This window comes from Bradyrhizobium sp. SZCCHNR1015, assembly GCF_032489875.1.
Classification (GTDB): Bacteria; Pseudomonadota; Alphaproteobacteria; order Rhizobiales; family Xanthobacteraceae; genus Bradyrhizobium.
This window is the reverse complement of sequence record NZ_JAUEYW010000009.1, coordinates 251115-271052: the sequence shown is the minus strand read 5'-3', so window position 1 is coordinate 271052 and position 19938 is coordinate 251115. Positions and strand designations below refer to the sequence as shown.

General features: G+C 65.3%; 13 protein-coding genes, 1 tRNA gene and 1 pseudogene. 7 read left to right on the top strand and 8 right to left on the bottom strand.

The features are described from left to right. Window position 1: 1 nt before the first annotated feature. The 3 genes and pseudogenes from QX128_RS17435 to QX128_RS17425 all read right to left on the bottom strand — a co-directional run. Window positions 2-1699 (bottom strand): methyl-accepting chemotaxis protein, encoded by a 1698-nt coding sequence (locus QX128_RS17435; protein WP_315801701.1) that lies wholly within the window; start codon window positions 1697-1699, stop codon window positions 2-4. Window positions 1700-2543: 844 nt separating this feature from the next. After that, a complete protein-coding gene (locus QX128_RS17430; RefSeq protein WP_316238046.1) occupies window positions 2544-3749 on the bottom strand; it encodes an MFS transporter in 1206 nt (401 codons plus the stop codon). Between the two features lie 104 nt (window positions 3750-3853). Continuing rightward, window positions 3854-4131 (bottom strand): annotated as a pseudogene (locus QX128_RS17425) (MFS transporter); the annotation flags it as partial. A 209-nt stretch (window positions 4132-4340) separates the two neighbouring features. Here QX128_RS17425 and QX128_RS17420 point away from each other — a divergent pair. The 3 genes from QX128_RS17420 to QX128_RS17410 all read left to right on the top strand — a co-directional run bounded on the left by QX128_RS17420 (window position 4341) and on the right by QX128_RS17410 (window position 8173). Continuing rightward, window positions 4341-5537, top strand: coding sequence for an FAD-binding domain (locus QX128_RS17420; protein WP_316179322.1), 1197 nt, complete (start codon window positions 4341-4343; stop codon window positions 5535-5537). A gap of 80 nt (window positions 5538-5617) precedes the next feature. Continuing rightward, window positions 5618-7492, top strand: a complete 1875-nt coding sequence (locus tag QX128_RS17415; RefSeq protein ID WP_316238045.1) for a chloride channel protein — start codon at window positions 5618-5620, stop codon at window positions 7490-7492. 447 nt (window positions 7493-7939) lie between these two features. After that, on the top strand, window positions 7940-8173 hold the full coding sequence (locus QX128_RS17410; protein ID WP_316238044.1) for a hypothetical protein: 234 nt from the start codon (window positions 7940-7942) through the stop codon (window positions 8171-8173). A 450-nt stretch (window positions 8174-8623) separates the two neighbouring features. On the opposite strand, the gene QX128_RS17405 is transcribed toward QX128_RS17410, so the two are convergent. Further along, window positions 8624-8713: transfer RNA gene (locus QX128_RS17405), tRNA-Ser, on the bottom strand. Window positions 8714-8933: 220 nt separating this feature from the next. Here QX128_RS17405 and QX128_RS17400 point away from each other — a divergent pair. Beyond that, window positions 8934-9278 (top strand): hypothetical protein, encoded by a 345-nt coding sequence (locus QX128_RS17400; RefSeq protein WP_316215259.1) that lies wholly within the window; start codon window positions 8934-8936, stop codon window positions 9276-9278. Window positions 9279-9320: 42 nt separating this feature from the next. Here the strand turns inward: QX128_RS17400 and QX128_RS17395 are convergent, their stop codons facing one another. The 4 genes from QX128_RS17395 to QX128_RS17380 all read right to left on the bottom strand — a co-directional run bounded on the left by QX128_RS17395 (window position 9321) and on the right by QX128_RS17380 (window position 15791). After that, window positions 9321-10781: a trehalose-6-phosphate synthase gene (locus tag QX128_RS17395; protein ID WP_316179270.1), complete on the bottom strand. Its 1461-nt coding sequence runs from the start codon at window positions 10779-10781 to the stop codon at window positions 9321-9323. 216 nt (window positions 10782-10997) lie between these two features. Continuing rightward, a complete protein-coding gene (gene otsB, locus QX128_RS17390; protein ID WP_316238043.1) occupies window positions 10998-11819 on the bottom strand; it encodes a trehalose-phosphatase in 822 nt (273 codons plus the stop codon). Further along, entirely contained in the window at window positions 11820-13334 is a 1515-nt protein-coding gene (locus QX128_RS17385; protein WP_316238042.1) for an MFS transporter, read from the bottom strand. It lies immediately after the preceding gene. A gap of 420 nt (window positions 13335-13754) precedes the next feature. After that, window positions 13755-15791, bottom strand: a complete 2037-nt coding sequence (locus QX128_RS17380; protein WP_316238041.1) for a methyl-accepting chemotaxis protein — start codon at window positions 15789-15791, stop codon at window positions 13755-13757. A 300-nt stretch (window positions 15792-16091) separates the two neighbouring features. Between QX128_RS17380 and QX128_RS17375 the strand changes: the two genes are divergently transcribed. The 3 genes from QX128_RS17375 (at window position 16092) to QX128_RS17365 (ending at window position 19841) form a co-directional block, all read left to right on the top strand. Then, on the top strand, window positions 16092-16577 hold the full coding sequence (locus QX128_RS17375) for a (2Fe-2S)-binding protein (RefSeq protein WP_315717018.1): 486 nt from the start codon (window positions 16092-16094) through the stop codon (window positions 16575-16577). 99 nt (window positions 16578-16676) lie between these two features. Beyond that, on the top strand, window positions 16677-19022 hold the full coding sequence (locus QX128_RS17370) for a xanthine dehydrogenase family protein molybdopterin-binding subunit (RefSeq protein ID WP_316238040.1): 2346 nt from the start codon (window positions 16677-16679) through the stop codon (window positions 19020-19022). Between the two features lie 18 nt (window positions 19023-19040). Beyond that, the gene (locus QX128_RS17365; protein ID WP_316179262.1) at window positions 19041-19841 is read left to right on the top strand and encodes a xanthine dehydrogenase family protein subunit M; all 801 of its coding nucleotides are present in this window, start codon (window positions 19041-19043) and stop codon (window positions 19839-19841) included. Window positions 19842-19938: the final 97 nt, after the last annotated feature.

Sequence of the window (19938 nt, the reverse complement as noted above, 5' to 3'; positions counted from 1 at the left end):
GTCACGCCGCGCGGACGTTGCCGAGGAATCGTCCGGTCTGGGTCTTGAGCTGATCCGACTGGCTGCCGAGCTGGGAGGCCGCGCTCAGCACCTGCGCCGCCGCGGCGCCGACCTGGCCGGACGCCTCGCGCACGCCGACGATGTGCTGCATGACGCCCTGCGTGCCCTGCGCCGCCTGCTGCACGCTGCGGGCGATTTCCTTCGTCGCCGCGCCCTGCTCCTCGACCGCGGCCGCGATCGCGTCGGTGATCTCGTTCATCTGGCCGATGGTCGCGCCGATCTCGCGGATGGCGTTGACGGTGGAGCCGGTGGCGTCGCGGATGGCTTCGATCTGGCTGGTGATCTCCTCGGTCGCCTTGGCGGTCTGCGCCGACAGCGCCTTGACCTCGTTGGCGACCACCGCGAAGCCCTTGCCGGCCTCGCCGGCACGCGCCGATTCGATGGTGGCGTTCAGCGCCAGCAGGTTGGTCTGGCCGGCGATGGTCTGGATCAGCGCCATCACCTCGCCGATCTTCTGCGACGCGTGGACCAGCCGGTCGACCATCGCTTCCGTCCGCGTCGCCTGTCCGACCGCGTTCTGGGCGATCGAGGACGACTGCGTGACCTGCTTGGCGATCTCCTGGATCGATGACGACAGTTGCTCGGCGGAGGCCGACACCGTCTGCACGTTCCTGGCGGTCTGCTCCGCGGCCGCGGCCACCTTCGCGCTCTGGTCGGTGGTGCCGGAGACGATGCTCGACATCGACTGTGCCGAGGTCTGCAGCTCGCCGGCGGCGGTCGCGGTGGTCTGGATCACGCCCCCGATCGAGCGCTCGAACTCGTCGGCGATCCGCACCAGCACCGTACGGCGCTCCTCGGCGGCCTGCTGCTTGGACTGCTCCTGCTCGGCCCGGAGCCGCTCGCTCTCGGCGAGATGCTCCTTGAAGATCTGCAGGCTGCGCGCCATGCGGCCGATCTCGTTCCGGCGATCGGTGAACGGCACCTCGAAGCTCAGATTGCCCTTGCTCAGCTCGTCCATCACGGCGCAGGTGCGGTCGAGCGGAACGACGACGCTGCGTCCGAGCCAGAAGGCGACGATCGCGGCGACCAGCAGACCGGCAAGCGCGCCGAAGCCGGCCCACATCGCGCGCTGATAGACGACCGCATCGACGTCGTCGACATACACGCCGGCCTGGATCGCCAGCATCTTGTCGCCGCTGCCATAGGCGCCGACATAGGACATCTTCGGCAGCTCGGTCGTGCCCCCGGCACGCGGCACCTTGTACTCGACGAATCCACCGCCGGCGCGGGCCATGCGGACGATGTCCTGGATCAGGAGCTTGCCAGTGGAATCCTTGAAGTCCCAGCGGTTGACGTTGATGTATTTCGGGTTGGCGTGGACATAGGTCACGCCCGCATCCGACGATCCGGTTCCGTAGACGCCGAGATAGTCGTTGTATTGGCCCCACCGCATGGCGCCGATCGCGGCGTAAGCCTGCTGCCGCGCCTGCTCCGGCGCCATCTTGCCGGCTGTCGCAGCGGCGTCATAATAGCTCAGCACCTTGACGGCGGACTCGACGAGGTTGCGGACCATGGTCTGCCGCTCCTCGAGAACGGTTCCGCGCAGCATCATGATCTGCATGGCGGAGACGGCGAACAGTGCGATCGACATCACGGCGATGATCGCCGCGAGACGCTGATAGACAGTCAGGTGTCGCATTTTCTGGTTCTCGTTGCGTGGACTGTATGCACGATACCAACCGTACATTAATGGTTTGCTATCCGTGCCGTCCGAACATCGGGCGAACTAATTAGTTTTTGGGCTGACCACCTCTGCGCACGCGAACTTTCGCTGGAGAACAACCAAAACAACATCGAGCAGCGATCGCTCGGATTAACATGCGATATTTGGAGGTATCCTCGAAGGCCGGCCGGTTCCCGGCCAAGTTCCCGTGGGTTAGGTGTCGAGTTCCATGGGTTCGCGCTGTCGCGACGCGTTCGGCGCCCGAGCTTTGTGCAGCGAAGCCCCTCGACTCACGAGGGCGCAGGGAAGACCAGGCATCGGCTGATTCCTGCGGCCCCCGTGCGGAAAGGAATGCACGGGGCAGGAACCACAGGTTCAGCCGGGTTGCCCGGCCTTCCCTGCGCAATGGTGTTACGGCTGCTTCGCACTCTCCCCGGGGACCGGCGTTCTTGCCCCCGTTTGCGACGACGCGCCAAAGGCACGCCACGCAGGCATCAGCGTCGGGATGCCAGGACCATGCGACTTGACCGTCCGTGCGGGCGCCGCTCGTCAGTCGGCGCCTGCACGTCCATCACATCCCACCCCAACGCTCCTGACGATGCGCAGCGCCCCTCGTCGATGAGGCGGGACAGCCATAGAGGAACACGAATTCCGATAAAACGAAAGATCAAAATTTGTGCAGGTCGGCGCGACCGAACCGATGTTATTGAAGCAATCGGCGAAATTCGTGTTTCGACGCAGGACGGATGCGGGCCGTCCCCGCGCCCTGGCGCTCCCGGCGACCCCATGTCCGGCCCGACGGGCGACTCAGTCGAACGCCTCAGGACGAGACCGTCGCGCGCATCGGACGGCGCTGCCGCAGCAGCAGCAGGATGACCACGGCCGCGCATGAGCAGGCCAGGCTCAGCGCCAGCGGCGCGTTGCTGCCGTAGCGGGTCAAAAGCTCGACGAGGATGGGCGCCGACACCGCCGATAGCAGGTTGAGCGGCAGTCCGATCTGGGCGGACGCCTTGGCGAACGCCGCCTTGTCGTAGAACACCAGCGGCATGGTGGCCCGCGCCACGGCGAGCGCGCCGCTGCCGAGCCCGTAGATCAGGATGAAGCCGCCGATCGCCGCGTGCGAACCGTCGCTCAGCATCAGCAGCAGCATCGCCACCGGCAGCGCCAGTCCGGCGACGATCGCAGTGGAGATGCCGTCCCAGCGGCCGCCGCCGAGAAAATCGATGGCGCGGGCGCTGATCTGGATCACGCCCAGCATCGAGCCGAAGCCGACCGCTTCGGCCGCCGACAGGCCTTCGGCCTTCAGGAGCTCGATCAGCACGGCGCCCATCCCGAACGCGACGAAGGCGTTGAGGCCGGAGGCACCGACCAGCAGATAAAAGGTGCTGCGCGCCGGCTTTGCAACCGGCACCGAGGTCGCGGTGTCCGATGCCGGCGGCAGATGATCATGGACGCGCCGCGGCAGCAGGAACACGAACAGCGGCAGCGACACCAGCAGCAGCAGCCCAGAATAGACGAGACAGGTGCTGCGCCAGCCGATCTGCGCTGACAGCGCCGAGGTGACCGGCCAGAAGATGCTGCTCGACAGGCCCGTGACCAGCATCAGCGCGCCGATGGCGCTGCGCGCGCGCAGGCCGGCAATTTCATTGAGCACGATGTAGGAGGCGGTCGAGAGCGTGGCGCTGCCGGCCACGCCGAGCAGGAGCCATGCGGCGTAGTAGGAGAGCGGCCCCTGCGCGGCCGACAGCAGCGCATAGCCGGGCGCCGCCAGCAGGGTGCCCGCGATCATCACCCGCCGGCCGCCATGCTTGACGAACGGCCGCGCCAGCAGCGGCGAGCACAGCCCCATCGACATGTACAGCACCGTGGTGCTGGCGAAGATCGCGGTCAGATCCATCTCCAGATCCGCCGCCATGGCCCGGCCGATCACCGCCGGCAGGCTGAGCGTGCCCCAGGCGATGAGCTGCGTGACGGCGAGGACGATCAGGACGCGCAGGAGGGAGGGATCGGCGATGACGGGGGGCATTTCTGGGCGAGGGCACTACAGGAGAGGGCGCGCGACACGCGCCACAATGCTGGTTTTAGAGCATTCGAGCCGCACGAGCCCCGCTGTTTCGGAATTGCGTCCCGTCACCGATGAGGGGGCTCGGACCACGTGCCGGCCATGACGTGCGCCGGTCGCCGCCGGCGAAGCAGCAACAGCATGAGCGGGGCGACGGAGGAGCAAGCGAAGGTCACCCCGGCGACGCGTTGCCGCCATAGCTGGTGAGCAGCGCAGCCAGGACAGGCGCCCAGACGGCCGACAGCAGATTGAGCGGCAACGCGATCTGCGCCGACGCTTTGGCAGACGCCGCCTTGTCGTAGAACACGAGCGGCATGGTCGCCAGTGACACCGCCAGCGCGCCGCTGCTGCTCCATCTCGATGATCCATCGAAGAACAGAGCTAGGAGCGGCCAACCACACCAAGCTCCGCTGTACTGCGTACGATAGCGTACCGAATATTCCACTTTGCATCCTATAAGCGCTGTTGCTGATAGCCTGTAAAATTTGTCCATGCGTTACCAACGTGCAACAGGACGCTCGATCAGCGAAGTTGGTCCACCTCATGAGAACCGCCTTGATTTCCGGCGCCGGGATCGCGGGGCCTGCGCTCGCATATTGGTTGAAGGCGGCCGATTTCGAGCCGACGCTCGTTGAGCGGGCCCCGGCCTTGCGCCAAGGTGGCTATGTCATCGACTTTTGGGGGCTTGGCTATGATCTCGCGGAGCGCATGGGTCTGCTCGGCGACATCAATCGCGTCGGTTATCATATGCGGGAGATGCGCATTGTAGACGGCGGGGGCCGGTCCGTTGCCGGATTCGGCGCAGCGATATTCTCGGAATTGACTGCCGGCCGCTATGTGACGCTCCAACGAAGCGACCTTTCCCGGCTGCTGTTTGAGAGATCACAGGGACAGGTCGAAAGCATCTTCGGCGATACGATCGTCGCCTTGGAAGAGCAGGCGGATTGCGTCCGGGTCCGGTTCGAGCGCGAGCGTGAACGACGATTCGATCTCGTGATTGGCGCGGACGGATTGCATTCGCGTACGCGCGCACTCGCCTTCGGACCGCAATCCAGGTTCGAAAAGCACCTGGGCTATGCCGTCGCGGCGTTCGAGGCGCGCGGCTATCGCCCTCGCGACGAGGATATTTATCTGATGTACGGACGACCGGGCCGGATGCTCGGTCGTTTCACGTTGCGCGACGATCGCACGCTGTTTCTGTTTGTTTTCCTTTCGACGAGAGAGGAGTTGCCCACCACGATGGATGCCCAGAAGGCGCTCCTCGACGACCTCTATCGGCACGATGGCTGGGAATGCTGCAAGATTCTGGCCGAACTCGAGCAAACTGAGTCGCTCTATTTCGACAGCGTCAGTCAGATCCAGATGCAAAACTGGTCCCACGGCCGCATCGCGCTGGTGGGAGACGCGGCATTCTGCGTCTCGCTGCTGGCCGGGCAGGGCTCGGCGCTGGCAATGATCTCGGCTTACGTCCTTGCCGGTGAACTCGCAGCTGCAGACGGGCAGTATCAACTCGCATTTCGGAGATACGAAACATTGTTGCGAAGCTACATCAATGCCAAGCAGCGTGGAGCCGAGCGCTTTGCCGGTGCTTTTGCACCGAAGACAGAGTTCGGGCTACGATTCCGCAACTTGGTGGTCAAAGCGTTTGCTCTTCCCGGCCTGGCCAGGCTCGCTATCGGGCGTGACATCACAGATTCCTTGGAACTTCCGCAGTATAGTTGGCCATTGTTCAGCAGAAGGGCGATCGATTAGCACTTGCCCTGACGCTGCACTCTGCGTCAAAGCCGTCCAAGTCCCTGTTGCCCAGTGCGGACGGCGTCCGGAACGCTTTTATGGCCGACCAGTCCGTATCTTGCGATCCCCACCTTGAGCCATTTCGTGTGACCCGGATGCCCACAGGACTGACTTCCGACAATATCAAAGCGATCGCAGCCGGCGGCCGCAAATCGCTGCTGGAGGAACGGCGGGTGAGCCTGCTCGTTCTTTGTGGCCTCGCCTTGGTTATCGGGGTGATGACTGGACTAGGCGCAGTTGTGTTCCGCGCCCTGATCGGCTTCGTGCACAACGTCTCTTACAATGGCAGACTCAGTTTCGTTTACGACGCCAATATCAGCGAGGGTCCCAGCCGCTTTGGCGACTTCGTTCTGTTGTCCCCGATGGTCGGGGGCCTGATTGTCGTTTTTCTCGTGAGGCGCTTTGCTCCCGAAGCAAAGGGACACGGCGTCCCCGAAGTGATGGATGCGATCTTCTACAAGCGCGGCAATATCCGCGGCACGGTCGCCGTGATCAAGGCGCTGGCCTCCGCAATATCGATCGGTAGCGGCGCCGCCGTCGGGCGCGAGGGGCCGATCATCCAGATCGGCTCGGCGCTTGGTTCGGCCTTCTCTCAATTCATCGGACTCTCCACGCGGCAGAAGATAACGCTGTTGTCCGCGGGCGCCGGCGCGGGCATCGCCGGAACGTTCAACACGCCGCTTGGCGGTGTGCTGTTCGCCCTCGAAATTCTCCTGCCGGAAGTGTCGAACCGCACCTTCCTTCCCGTCGTCGTGGCGACGGGCGCTGCGACGACGATCGGGCGAATTCTCATCGGCCCGGACCCGGCCTTTGCGGTGCCGGACGTTCAATTTCCCATGGTTGCGTCGTTCAATCCGCAGGAGGCGGTTGCGTTCGTCCTGCTTGGAGTGCTGTGCGGCGCAGCAGCCTGGTCGTTCATTCGGCTGCTCGTTTTCATGGAGGATGGATTTCCGAAACTGTCCGGAAACGAGTACGTCCAGAACATCGTGGGCATGGCTGTGATCGGCCTGATGATGGTGGGACTCAGTCACGCGTTCGGCCATTCCTACGTCGATGGGGTTGGCTATTCGGTCATTCAGGACATCCTAGACCACAAGATGACCGCGACGGGTCTTCTTGCGCTGCTATTCGCGCTGAAGCTGCTCGCCACCACCGTCAGCCTTGGCTGCGGGGCCTCTGGCGGGATCTTCTCTCCCTCGCTCTATCTTGGCGCCACTCTTGGCGCGGCATTTGCGACCGGGACCAGTTCGATCTTGCCTCATTCCGGGCTGACGCCGTCCTCGGCCGCTATCGTTGGAATGGCGGCCATGGTCGGCGCGGGAACCGGCGGCGTGATGACGGCCATCGTCATGGTGTTCGAGATGACGCGTGACTACGCGATCATTGTACCGGTGATCGTCGCGGTGGCGCTGGCTGCCGGCGTAAGGCGCGCGCTCGTCAATGAGACGATCTACACGGTCAAGCTGCGTCATCGCGGCCACCGTATCCCCAAGGAGCGGCATATCAATCTTTACCTGGTTAAGCAGGCGCAAGACATCATGGAGCGTCGCTTTATCGTAGCCAGGGCCGGCACAACGCTGAAGCAAGCCTTGCCCGCGGAAGATACCGATGACGCTCGAGCCATCGTCGTCGAGCGGGATGGCCGGATCGTGGGGCTGATTCCGCCGCGTTCGGGTCTGTGGATGGAATCTCAAACCAACCCTGACCTGTTTGTCGAAACCTTTGCCGAACGGCGGATGGTCATTTGTCGCGATCAGGACCTCCTGAGCCTGGTGTTTGCGAGACTCAAGCGCCACGGCGCCGGTGCCGCCATCGTCTTCCAGGGCGGCTCCCGCCCGCGGGTGAATGACATCGTCGGCATCGTCACCAAGCGTACGATTGCTGACGCGGTCATCGACAGCTACGAGGACTGATCCGCGCGGGGATCTGAAGCACGGCGGCCGCCGCGCCGTTTCGCTCGACGTCGTGCTGCCGCAGGCCCGCCACGTCCAAAGTCCGTACGATAGCGTACGACTCCTCGCGCTGGTTGTCTTCAAAGTCGCCCCAAGGAGGAGGGAAGTGAATGTTGTGGGAACGGGGGATGATTCGTGGACACTTCAAGAGAAATTGCGTTGCGATTGCCGCAGGCATATTGCGAGTTCTGTACGATGAGGACTCCTCACGTCCACGAACGGTTGGCCATCAACGGAACTCAAGTTGCACGTTCGGTCTGTTTCGCATGCAAGAGCGAGCGGCCGAAGGAACAACCGCAAGAGAGCCGCGGTCGTAGCTCGCAACTGCAAAAATAGACCAGCGCCGATCATTTCGGCGTGCAGCATGAGCAGGGGCCGCCAAGCCGACCGTCATACGGAGAAGCGCTCATGACCGCGAATGTTTTCGACGAGCACGAAGATCGCGTGAGGTTCATCACCGCCATTGCCATGGAGGTGAAAGCCCTCGCTCTGAGCGCATCCAGAGATGAGATGATCTCGACGAGCGATCCAGGGGCCGAAAAGTTGGTTTACGCCAAGGCTTACCAAGCCTGGGCCGATAGCAAGATCGAAGGGACGGCAGACGACATATTTGAGGCAGTCCAGGAAGTGCTCGACGTCTGAAGATGCGTCGTGTGAGCGAAATATCCTGAAGACTGTCATCCTCGGCATGGAAAAACGGAGAGCCACGGGAGCGCAACCCTGCGCAGTCTGCCGAAGGGCACCTGCAAGATGACTCTCTGCCAGCTTTCGCCCCATCGACGCCGCGCGGTTCGGCCAAGACCGCTCTGAGCTTGAGCGAGCATCGCGAAGTTCACCTCCTGGATTTCTCCCGCCGACGTGTGCCAAACGGCCGGGGCTGCTCGGTCCACTCCAATGAGGTTGTGCGGGATGATCCGATCCCGTTGGCGACCTTGGGGGAAGACCGTCTGGATCGAGGAGAAGTTGAGCCTTCCGTTAAAGGACGGGAATTGGCTCGCCCCAAGCCGAACGTTCGAGTTCCGCCATGCAACGAGCGGACGCCGCCTATCGAAGGCCCGCCATAGCGCAGTTTGGCGTAGAAAATCGTGCAGCTGGCGGAGAGAGTGGGATTCGAACCCACGGTACGGTTTCCCGCACACACGCTTTCCAAGCGTGCGCCTTAAGCCACTCGGCCATCTCTCCGGCGGCCCTCTCTTGGCGGGGTCGGCGGCGTTTTGCAAGCCGGGCGGGGGCCTCGGCGGCAAATTTCCCCCAAATCGCTGATAAAAATCATCAATCCGCCCTGGTTGCGGGCTCGATCTGGCCTCGCCGCCGCCTGGCCGGACCCACCGTGAACCGGCCGGGCGGACGGCACGACCACTGATTTGCGGCCTCGATCCGGCTGCCCATGAGGGACCTCGCCATGCCGCCATCCTCCCCTGCCTGTCTCGCCATCCTGCTGGCCGCGGCGTTCAGCCTCGCCGCCGCCGGGGCGGCGCGCGCCGATCAATGCACCAAACAGGGGGTCGACGTGACCTGCGACGACGGGCGCAAGGGGATCTGGCAGGGCGACGCGATCCTGTGGCCGGACGGGACCAGGTCCAGCCTGAATCCACACCCGTCCGTCATCATCGGCAACAAGGCCTCGGTGGTCGTCGGGCCGGGCGTGTTCGTCGGACAGGGCAAGGGCATGGTGCCGATGGACAATCCGAGCTCGCCGAACAAGCTGCGCTGCGCCGTGCTCGACGGCGTGTCCTACTGCCATTGAGCCTGTGAGCCTCGCCGCCACCGGCGGCGAGGCGCGAGCCATTCAGTGATAGCGCGCACCGGGCGAGAGCATGCGGCCGGCCAGGAAGCCCGCGGGCGCCGCAGGCAGGGGTTCGATCTCGACCTCGGCGGCGTCGCCGTCCTGCAGGGTTTCGACGAAGTCGGCAAACCATTGCTGGATCGAATGGCGGCGCAGCTTCGTCATCATGATCTCGTAGCGCATGCGGCGCTCGTTGAGCGGCATCGACAACGCCGTCGCGATCGTCCGGGCCATGCCATCGATGTCATGCGGATTGACCAGGAGTGCCGCGTCGAGCTCGTTGGCGGCGCCGGCGAATTTCGACAGCACCAGCACGCCCGGATCGACCGGGCTCTGCGCGGCGACATACTCCTTCGCCACCAGGTTCATGCCGTCGTGCAGCGGCGTGACGACGCCGACCTGGGCGCTGCGATAGAGTCCGGCCAGCACACCCTGGCCATAGCCCTTGTTGAGGTAGCGGATCGGCGTCCAGTCGACCTCACCGTGGCGGCCGTTGACCTCGCTGACGAGGCGCGCGACTTCGCTCTGCAGATTGCCATAGGCCTCGATCGATTCCCGCGAAGGCGTCGCGATCTGCAGCAGCGACGCGGCACGCAGCAGGCTCGGGTGCATCGTCCACATGCGATCGAAGGCATTGACGCGGTTGACGAGGCCCTTGGAGTAGTCCAGCCGGTCGACGCCGATGGCGAGCTTCTCGCCATTCAGGCTGCGGCGCAGCCGCGACACGTCCGGATGCGCCACCGCCTTCGCGGCCTGCTGCGCGAACTTGTCGGCGTCGATACCGATCGGGAACACGGCCAGACGCGTGCGGCCGTGCAGCGACCTGACCACGCCGTCGCGCACCTGAAGGCCGAGATCGGTGCGGATGCAGGCGGTGAAATTCTCCCGATCATCCTCGGTCTGGAAGCCGATCAGATCATAGGCGAGCATCGCGGTGACGAGATCGCGGTGATTCGGCACGCTGTCGATGACGCAGCGCGCGGGCCACGGCGTGTGCAGGAAGAAACCGATCGGGCTCTTCACACCGAGCGTGCGCAACTCCGCGCCGAGCGACAGGAAGTGATAGTCCTGGATCCAGAACAAGGTGTCCGGCTTCTGGAATCGAAGCAGCGCGCGCGCCACGAAGGCGTTGACCTCGCGATAGGACCGATAATCATCATGCGAGACGCTGATCAGATCGCTGCGCGAATGCAGCGCCGGCCACAGTGCCGAATTGGCGAAGCCTTCGTAGTAGCCGGCGTAATGCGCGGCTGGCAGATCGAGCAGCGCCAGCGCGCCTTCACCGATCTGCTCGATCTCCGCAATCGGTTCCGTCTGCGCGCCGTCACGCACACGTCCCGAAGACCCCACCCATACTGCCCCCGATTTCTCCACAACGGGCAGCAATGCTGCCGCAAGTCCGCCGGTCATTGGCTCGTTGGCTTTGCCACGCGCCACCCGATTCGAAACCACGACGAGGTTCACAGCTCCCTCCTGTTGGTCATGTCGGTTAACAGCTGTTCATCAATATGGTTCCAGGCCACCCTTTCAACCAAATGAAACCAAATTCGGGCATTCGCGCGGTGTAATCACAGCGTCAATCAAGTCAGAACGTTTCTAATCAAGAACGACGCATGCAACATGCGAATGCATGGCGAATGGAACTAATAACGCGGCGATGCGGAACCCCTGCGCGGACTGCTAGGTCGACGAATTAGTTCCGCCGTCGGCGAGGCGCGCCAGGAACGCGCGCACGTCGTCCGGTGCGTCGAAATGTCCGTCGACACCGAGCGCGCGGCGGCCGACCGAGAACGACAGGCCAGCGAAATCCGGCATGATCGCGAACACCGTCTCGTCGGTGACGTCGTCGCCGATGAAGAACGGCTTGCGTCCCTTGAACGGCGCGTGCCGCATCAGCTCGCGCACGCCGCTCGCCTTGGTGAGGCCGGCGTGCTTGATCTCGCACACACACTTGCCGGGCAGCACCTCGATCGGCGCCCCCGGCAACTCGGCGCGGATGCGCGACACCTCCTCGTAGATCGTTTTCTCCGCCTGCGGCGCGAGGCGATAATGCAGCGCCAGCGAGTACCCCTTGTCCTCGAGCAGAATGCCGGGGCTGAGCTTGGCGATCGCGGCGAGCCTGCGCTTCAGCTCCTTGTCCAGCGGCGGCGCCTTGATCGCATCCGCCTCGCCGCCGCCGCCGAGCCGCATCTCCGCGCCATGGCCGCCGACGGCGGGGTAGACCTCCGGCGCGAAGATGAGATCGATGTCGTTGAGCGAGCGGCCCGAGACCAGCGCCAGCGCGCCGGAGGTTCGTTGCAGCAACGCGTTCAGTGCCTCGGCGAGACCTGGCGGCACCCACACCTCGCGCGGCGTCGGCGCGAGATCGAGCAGGGTGCCGTCGATGTCGAGCAGGATCGCCACCTCGCGCAGATGCGGCACGAGACTCACCGGCGCCGGAACGATCTCGGCGGGCTCCGACGCAGGAGAACCGATCAGATCGGAGTTGTCGGACTTCATCATCTACTCCATGACAGCGAGCGGACGCGCCACCTGCTCGAGCGATTTGCGCTCGGCCGCGATGGCATAGCGCCAAGCGACGAGCGCCGCCACCAGCATCAGCGCGGCACCGAACAGATAGCCGCCGAACACCGCGCCGCGCGCCCCGCTGTCGAGCAGCACGCCGAACAGCGCGGGTCCCGCGACGCCGCCGATCCCGGTGCCGATGGCGTAGAACAGCGCGATCGCGAGCGCGCGCACCTCCAGCGGAAAATTCTCCGACACGGTGAGATAGGCGGCGCTCGCCGCCGGTGACGCGAAGAAGAAGATCACCATCCAGGCCGCGGTCTGGGTCGCGGCGCTCAGCACGCCGATCGAGAACAGATAGCCGGTGAGCGCAAGCAGCACGCCGGAGACGCCGTAGGTGAAGGTGATCATGGCGCGGCGGCCGAGCGTGTCGAACAGGCGGCCGAGCAGCAGCGGCCCGAGCACGTTGCCGGCCGCGAAGGGCAGGATGTACCAGCCGACGTGATCGGACTTGATGCCGTAGAAATCGGTCAGCACCAGCGCGAAGGTGAAGAAGATCGCGTTGTAGAAGAACGCCTGCGCGATCATCAGCGTCAAGCCGACCAGCGAGCGCTGGCGATAGACCGAGAACAGCGTGCGCGCGACCTCGGCGAGCGGCGTGTGATCGCGCATGCGCAGCCGGATCTTCGGCAGGGTCTTCGCACGCTCCTCGCGGTCATGGCCGGTGACGTCGCGCTCGATGGCGGCGACGATGTCGTGCGCCTGGTCCGGATGGCCATGGATCATCAGCCAGCGCGGACTTTCCGGAATCCACATGCGCATGATCAGCACGACCAGGCCGAGACAGGCGCCGATGCCGTAGGCCAGCCGCCAGCCGACATCCGGGCCGGTGACATCGGGATCGAGCAGCACGATGGCGCCGACGGCGCCGAGCGCGGCGCCCAGCCAGAAGCTGCCGTTGATCATGAGATCGGTCCAGCCGCGATAGCGCGCCGGCACCAGCTCCTGGATCGTCGAGTTGATCGCGGTGTACTCGCCGCCGATGCCGGCTCCGGTCAGGAAGCGAAACAGCGCGTAGGTCGCGACATTCCACGACAAGGCGGTGGCGGCGGTCGCGGACAGATAGAGCGCGAGCGTGATGAAGAACAGCTTGCGGCGGCCGATGCGGTCGGTCAGCCAGCCGAAGCCGAGCGCGCCGAGCACGGCGCCGGCGAGATAGGCGCTGTTGGCAAGCCCGATGTCGAGATTGGAGAAGTGCAGCGCCGGGCTCTGCTTCAGCGCACCCGACAAGGCGCCGGCGAGCGTCACCTCGAGCCCGTCGAGCACCCAGGTGATGCCGAGCGCGAGCACGACGCGGGTGTGGAAGGCGCTCCAGCGGAGGTCGTCGAGCCGGGCGGGGATGTTGGTTTCGATGACACGATCCTGGCCTGCCGTGTCGTCCGGCGGCGCGCTGGATGGCGGCGCTGACGTGATGACGCGGAGGTGCGGAAAGGATGCCTGTCGGGGTGCCATGGAATCCCAATGCGACGGCGCGGGTCGCACCGCATGCTCGACCGAGAGGATGAAGCAAATGCGGCAGCGAAACCCTGCCGCTGCGACCCAACGTCTCGGCCAGCGCTGGGTTCCCCCAAGCGGGGTGGGGAACCTACTCTCGGCACCAATCAGGCCGGGTCAGACGGTCGCGTGGCGGGCCCCAAATGCCGCCTCACACTTGGCTGTCGTCCCGGGCAAGTCCGCTGACGCGAAGCGTCGGCGGGCGCAGACCTGGGACCCATACCGCGGGATTGCACGATTGGGGCAGGCGACCGATACCGCCCGTCCCACGACTGCTGCGGCGTATGGGTCCCCGCGTGCGCGGGGACGACAGCGGAATGTGACGGGAGCAGGTCCGCTCTCACTGGCGATGCAGTGTGGACAAGCCGTGGTGAGACCTTACGCCGCGCGGATGTTGGCCATGAAGCGGTTGAGCTCCGCGCGCAGGCGGGCGCTCTCCGAGGACAGCGACTGGGCCGAGCGCAGCACCTCCTCCGAGGCTTCGCCGGTCTGGGTCGCACCGCGATTGACCTGGGTGATGTCGGTGGCGGCGGCCTGCGTGCCCGCAGCGACGCTCTGCACGTTCCTGGCGATCTCCTGGGTCGCGCCGCCCTGCTGCTCGACCGCGGTCGCGATCGACGAGGCGATGGTCGAGATCTGGCGGATGGTGCCGCCGATCTGCTTGATCGCGGTCACCGACTCCTGGGTCGCCGCCTGCATGCCTGAGATGTGGTTGGAGATGTCGTCGGTCGCCTTGGCGGTCTGCTCCGCCAGCGACTTGACCTCGGAAGCCACCACGGCGAAGCCGCGGCCGGCATCGCCGGCGCGGGCGGCCTCGATGGTCGCGTTCAGCGCCAGCAGGTTGGTCTGCTCGGCGATCGCGGTGATCAGCTTGACGACGTCGCCGATCTCCTGCGCCGCGCGCGACAGCTTGCCGATGCGCCCGTCGGTCTCCTCGGCCTGGGCCACGGCGGATTCCGCGATGCGGCTGGACTCGCGGACCTGGCGGCCGATCTCGTCGACCGAGGCCGACAGCTCGTCGGTCGCGCTCGCCACCGAGTGGATGCGGCCGGTGGCCTGGTCGGAGGTGCCGCTGACGCGACTCGCCAGCGACTGCGTGGTCTCGGCGGTGCGCGTCAGCGTCGAGGCCGCCTGCTCGAGGTGCTCGGCCGAGGTCGAGACGTTGGACACGATCGAGCCGACGGCGGTCTCGAACTCGTCGGCGAAGCGGATGAGCTCGGCCCGCCGCGCGGCGCCCGCCGCCTTGTTCTGGGCGTCCTGCGTCGCGGCGTCGCGCTCGGCCTTGGCCACCGCCTGCACTTTGAACTCCTCGACCGCCGCCGCCATCTCGCCGATCTCGTCGCTGCGCCCGAGGCCGGGCAGCCGGACGTCGAAATTGCCCGAGGCAAGCTCGCGCATCGCCTTGCACATCGTGATCATCGGCTTGGAAATGCCGTTGCCGAGCATCAGCGCCAGCACGGCGCCGAGCGTCAGCCCGCCGATCGCCAGCATCGCGATCAGCCGCTCGATGTCCGCGATGGTGGTGTTGGCGGCGGCCTCGATGCGCTGCTGGTCGGAGGCGACCTCGGATTTCAGCCCGTTCGACAGCGCGATGATCTCGGTCCCGACGAGGCCCATTTCCTGTTCGAGCTTGCCGAGCGCCTTCATGTTCTCCGATAGCTTGATGAAGGCGGCGCGATACTGCTTGATCAGGTCGCCGAGCTCGGCGACACGCTGGGTGATCTTCTCGTCATTGGCATAGATCGTCACCAGCGAGGTTTCCAGGAAGCGCGTGCGCGCGATGGCGCCGTCGGCGGTCTTGGCATCCGGCTTGGCGATATAGGTCCCGACCAGCGCGGACACGGTCAGGTACTGGCCGGTGAGGTCCTTGGCCGTCGTCTGCACCGACGGCAGGCCGGCGAGCGCGGCAGTGTCCGCCAGATCATCGAACTTGAAGCGGATCTTGTTGCCGATGATGCCGATCTGGTCGGTCGCCAGCTTGGCGTTCTCGCGGGTCAGGGCAACGATGCTCGAGAACGTCTTGGCGAAGGCCTGAAACTGCGCCTGCAACTTGCCGACCTGCGCACGCCGCTCGGCGCCGGTCGCGGCCATCGATTTGTCGATCGCGGCCTGGAGCGCCTGCTGGGCAGCGGTGGCCGCCGCCTCGTCCTCGGCTTTGCCGGTCAGGGCATAATAACGGGCGAGCGCCTGGTACGAGACCAGCTCGCGATCGACGGTGCGGGCAGTGTCGGCTTCCGCAACGCTGCCGCGATAGGCCGCCACCGCCGCGGCGACCCGCTCGAACCCCAGATAGGAGAAGCCGATGCTGACGGCGGAGATGGCCAGCACCACGGCAAAGCCGAGGACGATCTTGCCGCGAAATCGCAGGGTCAGAAAATTGGCACGCCGCGACTGCGGCGCAAGCTGCGCAGACATTCCCACCCCCGACACGCCATGCTTTAATATTGGCCACAAACCAACCCGCCCGGCGGCAACGCACCAGAGCGTGATCAAAACTACGTCACAATGGCTAAGGGGCGGTAAATGGGCAGCATCGGCCTACGGCCTGCGCTCTCACCTGTGCCGGTGCCGCCTCGCATGGCGGGCCACATGCGACCGAATCGCCGAGGCCGCGCGCAAGACGTCGCAATGACATCAGAGACGAAAATTCGAGTTGCAAAGTCCTGAGGGCGCTGTTTCTAATCAGAATAAGAAAAATTCATCGGGAGGTTACTCGTGTCGACAGTCAAACTGACGGTGAACGGCAAGGCGGTCTCGGTCGAGGCCGAGGATCGCACCCTGCTCGTTCACCTCCTGCGGGATCATCTCAATCTCACCGGCACCCATGTCGGCTGTGACACCAGCCAATGCGGCGCCTGCGTCGTCCATATCGACGGCCGTGCCGTGAAATCCTGCACCGTGCTGGCCGGCCAGGCCGCCGGCGCCAACGTCACCACCATCGAAGGCATCGCCAAGGGCGACGAGCTGCATCCGATGCAGGCCGCCTTCCGCGACAATCACGGCCTGCAATGCGGCTATTGCACGCCGGGCATGATCATGTCGGCCATCGATATTGTGCACCGCCACGGAGGCGAGCTCGACGAGAGCACCGTGCGTGAGGAGCTGGAAGGCAACATCTGCCGCTGTACCGGCTATCACAACATCGTCAAGGCCGTGCTCGACGCTGCCGGACGGATGAAGGTCGCGCAAGCTGCCGAATGAGGCGGGCGAGAGCCGCCGTTTACCGCAATACCGAGACCACGACCGCTGCGCGCGATGGCCGCGGCGGGACAATAGAACTCCGGTAGGGGAGAGATTCGCATGGGTATGGAAGGCATTGGCGCCAGCGTCGTCCGCAAGGAGGACAAGCGTTTCATCACCGGCAAGGGCCGCTACGTCGACGACGTCAAACTGGTGGGCATGACCTTTGCCCATTTCATCCGCAGCCCGCACGCGCATGCCAAGGTCAAGAGCATCGACTCCTCGGCCGCCGAGGCGATGCCGGGCGTGGTCGCGGTGCTGACCGGCAGGCAGATCGTCGACGACAAGGTCGGCAACCTGATCTGCGGCTGGGCCATCACCTCGAAAGACGGCTCGCCGATGAAGATGGGAGCATGGCCGGCGATGGCGCCGGAGACCGTGCGGTTCGTCGGCCAGGCCGTCGCTGTGGTGATCGCCGAGAGCAAGAACCTCGCCCGTGACGCGGCCGAAGCCGTCGTGGTGGAATATGAAGAGCTGCCGGCAGTGGCCGACATGCCCTCCGCGCTGAAGCCCGGCGCGCCGCAGCTTCACCCGGAGGCCCCCGGCAACGTCGTCTACGACTGGCACATTGGCGACGAGGGAGCGGTCAACGCCGCCTTCGCCAAGGCCGCCAACGTCGTCACGCTGGAATTGACCAACAACCGGCTCGCGCCCAACGCGATGGAGCCGCGCGCCGCGATCGCCGACTACGACGCGGCCGAAGAGCATTTCACGCTCTACACCACGTCGCAGAACCCGCATGTCGCCCGCCTGGTGCTGTCGGCGTTCTACAACATCGCACCCGAGCACAAGCTGCGCGTCATCGCGCCCGACGTCGGCGGCGGCTTCGGCTCCAAGATCTTCATCTATCCCGAGGAGATGGTGGCGCTGTGGGCCTCCAAGAAGGTCGGCCGCCCGGTGAAGTGGACCGGCGACCGCACCGAGGCGTTCCTGACCGACGCGCACGGCCGCGACCACATCTCCAAGGCGGAGATGGCGCTCGATGCCGACAACAAGATCCTGGGGCTGCGGGTCAAGACCCACGCCAATTTCGGCGCCTACATGTCGCTGTTCTCGTCCTCGGTGCCGACCTATCTGTACGCGACCCTGCTGTCGGGCCAGTACAACATCCCGGCGATCTATGCCGAGGTGATGGGCGTCTACACCAACACCACGCCGGTCGACGCCTATCGCGGCGCCGGACGCCCTGAGGCGAGCTATCTGCTGGAGCGGCTGATGGAGACCGCGGCGCGTCAGCTCAAGGTCGATCCGGCCGAGCTGCGGCGCAAGAACTTCATCACCCAGTTCCCGCACCAGACCCCGGTGATCATGGCCTACGACACCGGCGACTTCAACGCCTCGCTCGACGCGGCGATGAAGGCCATCGACTATGCCGGCTTCCCGGCGCGCAAGGCAGCCGCCAAGGCGCAAGGCAAGCTGCGCGGCATCGGCTTCTCCTGCTACATCGAGGCCTGCGGCATCGCGCCGTCGAAGGCAGTCGGCAGCCTTGGCGCCGGCGTCGGTCTGTGGGAATCGGCTGAGATCCGCGTCAACCCGGTCGGCACCATCGAGGTGCTCACCGGCTCGCACAGCCACGGCCAGGGCCACGAGACCACCTTCTGCCAGCTGATCGCCGAGCGCCTGGGCGTGCCGATCAGCCAGGTCTCGATCGTCCATGGCGACACCGACAAGGTGCAGTTCGGCATGGGCACCTACGGCTCGCGCTCGGCCGCAGTCGGCCTCACCGCGATCCTCAAGGCGATGGAGAAGGTCGAGGCCAAGGCCAAGAAGATCGCAGCGCATGCGCTGGAGGCTTCGGAAGGCGACATCGTCATCGAGAACGGCGAGTTCAAGGTGACCGGCACCGACAAGTCGATCGCGCTGCCGATGGTCGCCCTCGCCGCCTACACCGCGCACAACCTGCCGGACGGCATGGAGCCCGGATTGAAGGAGAGTGCCTTCTACGATCCGACCAACTTCACCTTCCCGGCCGGCACCTATATCTGCGAGCTCGAGGTCGACGAGGCCACCGGCAAGACGTCGTTCGTCAACTTCGTGGCGGCGGACGATTTCGGCCGGCTCATCAACCCGATGATCGTCGAAGGTCAGGTCCACGGCGGTCTCGTCCAGGGCATCGGCCAGGCGCTGCTCGAGCACGCGATCTACGACAGCAACGGCCAGCCGGTCACGGCGTCCTTCATGGACTACGCGATGCCGCGCGCCGACGACGTGCCGTCCTTCAAGCTCAGCCACACCACGACCCTGTGCCCGGGCAATCCGCTCGGCGTGAAGGGCTGCGGCGAGGCCGGCGCGATCGGCGCATCCGCCGCCGTGATCAACGCGATCACGGATGCGATCGGCAACAACAAGCTGGAAATGCCGGCGACGCCGGACCGCGTCTGGCACGCGATCCATGGCAACGCCTGATCGAACGGAGGAGCAACCATGTACCAGACCACTTATCACCGTGCCTCCTCGGTCGACGAGGCCGCGGCGCTGTTCTCCAAGGGCAGCGAAGCCAAGTTCCTGGCCGGCGGTCATACCCTGATCCCGGTGATGAAGCAGCGGCTTGCTGCTCCGTCCGATGTCATCGACATCGGCAAGATCAAGGACCTGATCGGCATCCAGTTGACCGGCGACACGCTCACCATCAAGGCCGCGACCACCTACTACGACATCATGACCAATGCCGATGTGAAGAAAGCGATCCCTGCCATCGCCCATCTCACCTCGGTGCTCGGCGATCCCGCGGTACGCTCCCGCGGCACGATCGGCGGCTCGATCGCCAACAACGATCCGGCAGCGGACTTCCCCGCGGCGCTGGTCTCGCTCGGTGCAACCGTGAAGACCAACAAGCGGTCGATCGCGGCCGGTGATTTCTTCAAGGGCCTGTTCACGACGGCGCTCGAGGACGGCGAGATCATCACCGAGGTGTCGTTCCCGGTGCCGGAGAAGGCCGGCTACGCCAAGATGCGCCACCCCGCGTCGCGCTTTGCGCTCACGGGTGTGTTCGTCACCAAGACCAAGGGCGGCGACGTCCGCGTCGCGGCCACCGGCGCCTCGCAGAGCGGCGTGATGCGCGTGCCCGCGATCGAGGCGGCTTTGAAGTCGAACTGGTCGGCGTCGGCGATCGACGGGGTCAGCATCCCGGCGAGCGGCCTGCTCAGCGACATCCACGGCTCGGCCGATTATCGCGCCAATCTGGTGAAGGTGATGGCGCAGCGCGCGGTGCAGGCCGCGGGCTGACCTCACAACGCGGATCATTCCGCGCAACGGCACGACAAATTCCATGCGGCGCGCAGCAATGCGCGCCGTTTTGCTTTGCGGCATACGGCGCGCTTGC

Bases quoted from the DNA above. Each gene is read 5' to 3' on its own strand.
- QX128_RS17435 (WP_315801701.1), bottom strand. From the start codon at position 1,699: ATGCGACACCTGACTGTCTATCAGCGTCTCGCGGCGATCATCGCCGTG.
- QX128_RS17430 (WP_316238046.1), bottom strand. From the start codon at position 3,749: ATGCCCCCCGTCATCGCCGATCCCTCCCTCCTGCGCGTCCTGATCGTC.
- QX128_RS17415 (WP_316238045.1), top strand. From the start codon at position 5,618: ATGGCCGACCAGTCCGTATCTTGCGATCCCCACCTTGAGCCATTTCGT.
- QX128_RS17410 (WP_316238044.1), top strand. From the start codon at position 7,940: ATGACCGCGAATGTTTTCGACGAGCACGAAGATCGCGTGAGGTTCATC.
- QX128_RS17400 (WP_316215259.1), top strand. From the start codon at position 8,934: ATGCCGCCATCCTCCCCTGCCTGTCTCGCCATCCTGCTGGCCGCGGCG.
- otsB (WP_316238043.1), bottom strand. From the start codon at position 11,819: ATGATGAAGTCCGACAACTCCGATCTGATCGGTTCTCCTGCGTCGGAG.
- QX128_RS17385 (WP_316238042.1), bottom strand. From the start codon at position 13,334: ATGGCACCCCGACAGGCATCCTTTCCGCACCTCCGCGTCATCACGTCA.
- QX128_RS17380 (WP_316238041.1), bottom strand. From the start codon at position 15,791: ATGTCTGCGCAGCTTGCGCCGCAGTCGCGGCGTGCCAATTTTCTGACC.
- QX128_RS17370 (WP_316238040.1), top strand. From the start codon at position 16,677: ATGGGTATGGAAGGCATTGGCGCCAGCGTCGTCCGCAAGGAGGACAAG.
- QX128_RS17365 (WP_316179262.1), top strand. From the start codon at position 19,041: ATGTACCAGACCACTTATCACCGTGCCTCCTCGGTCGACGAGGCCGCG.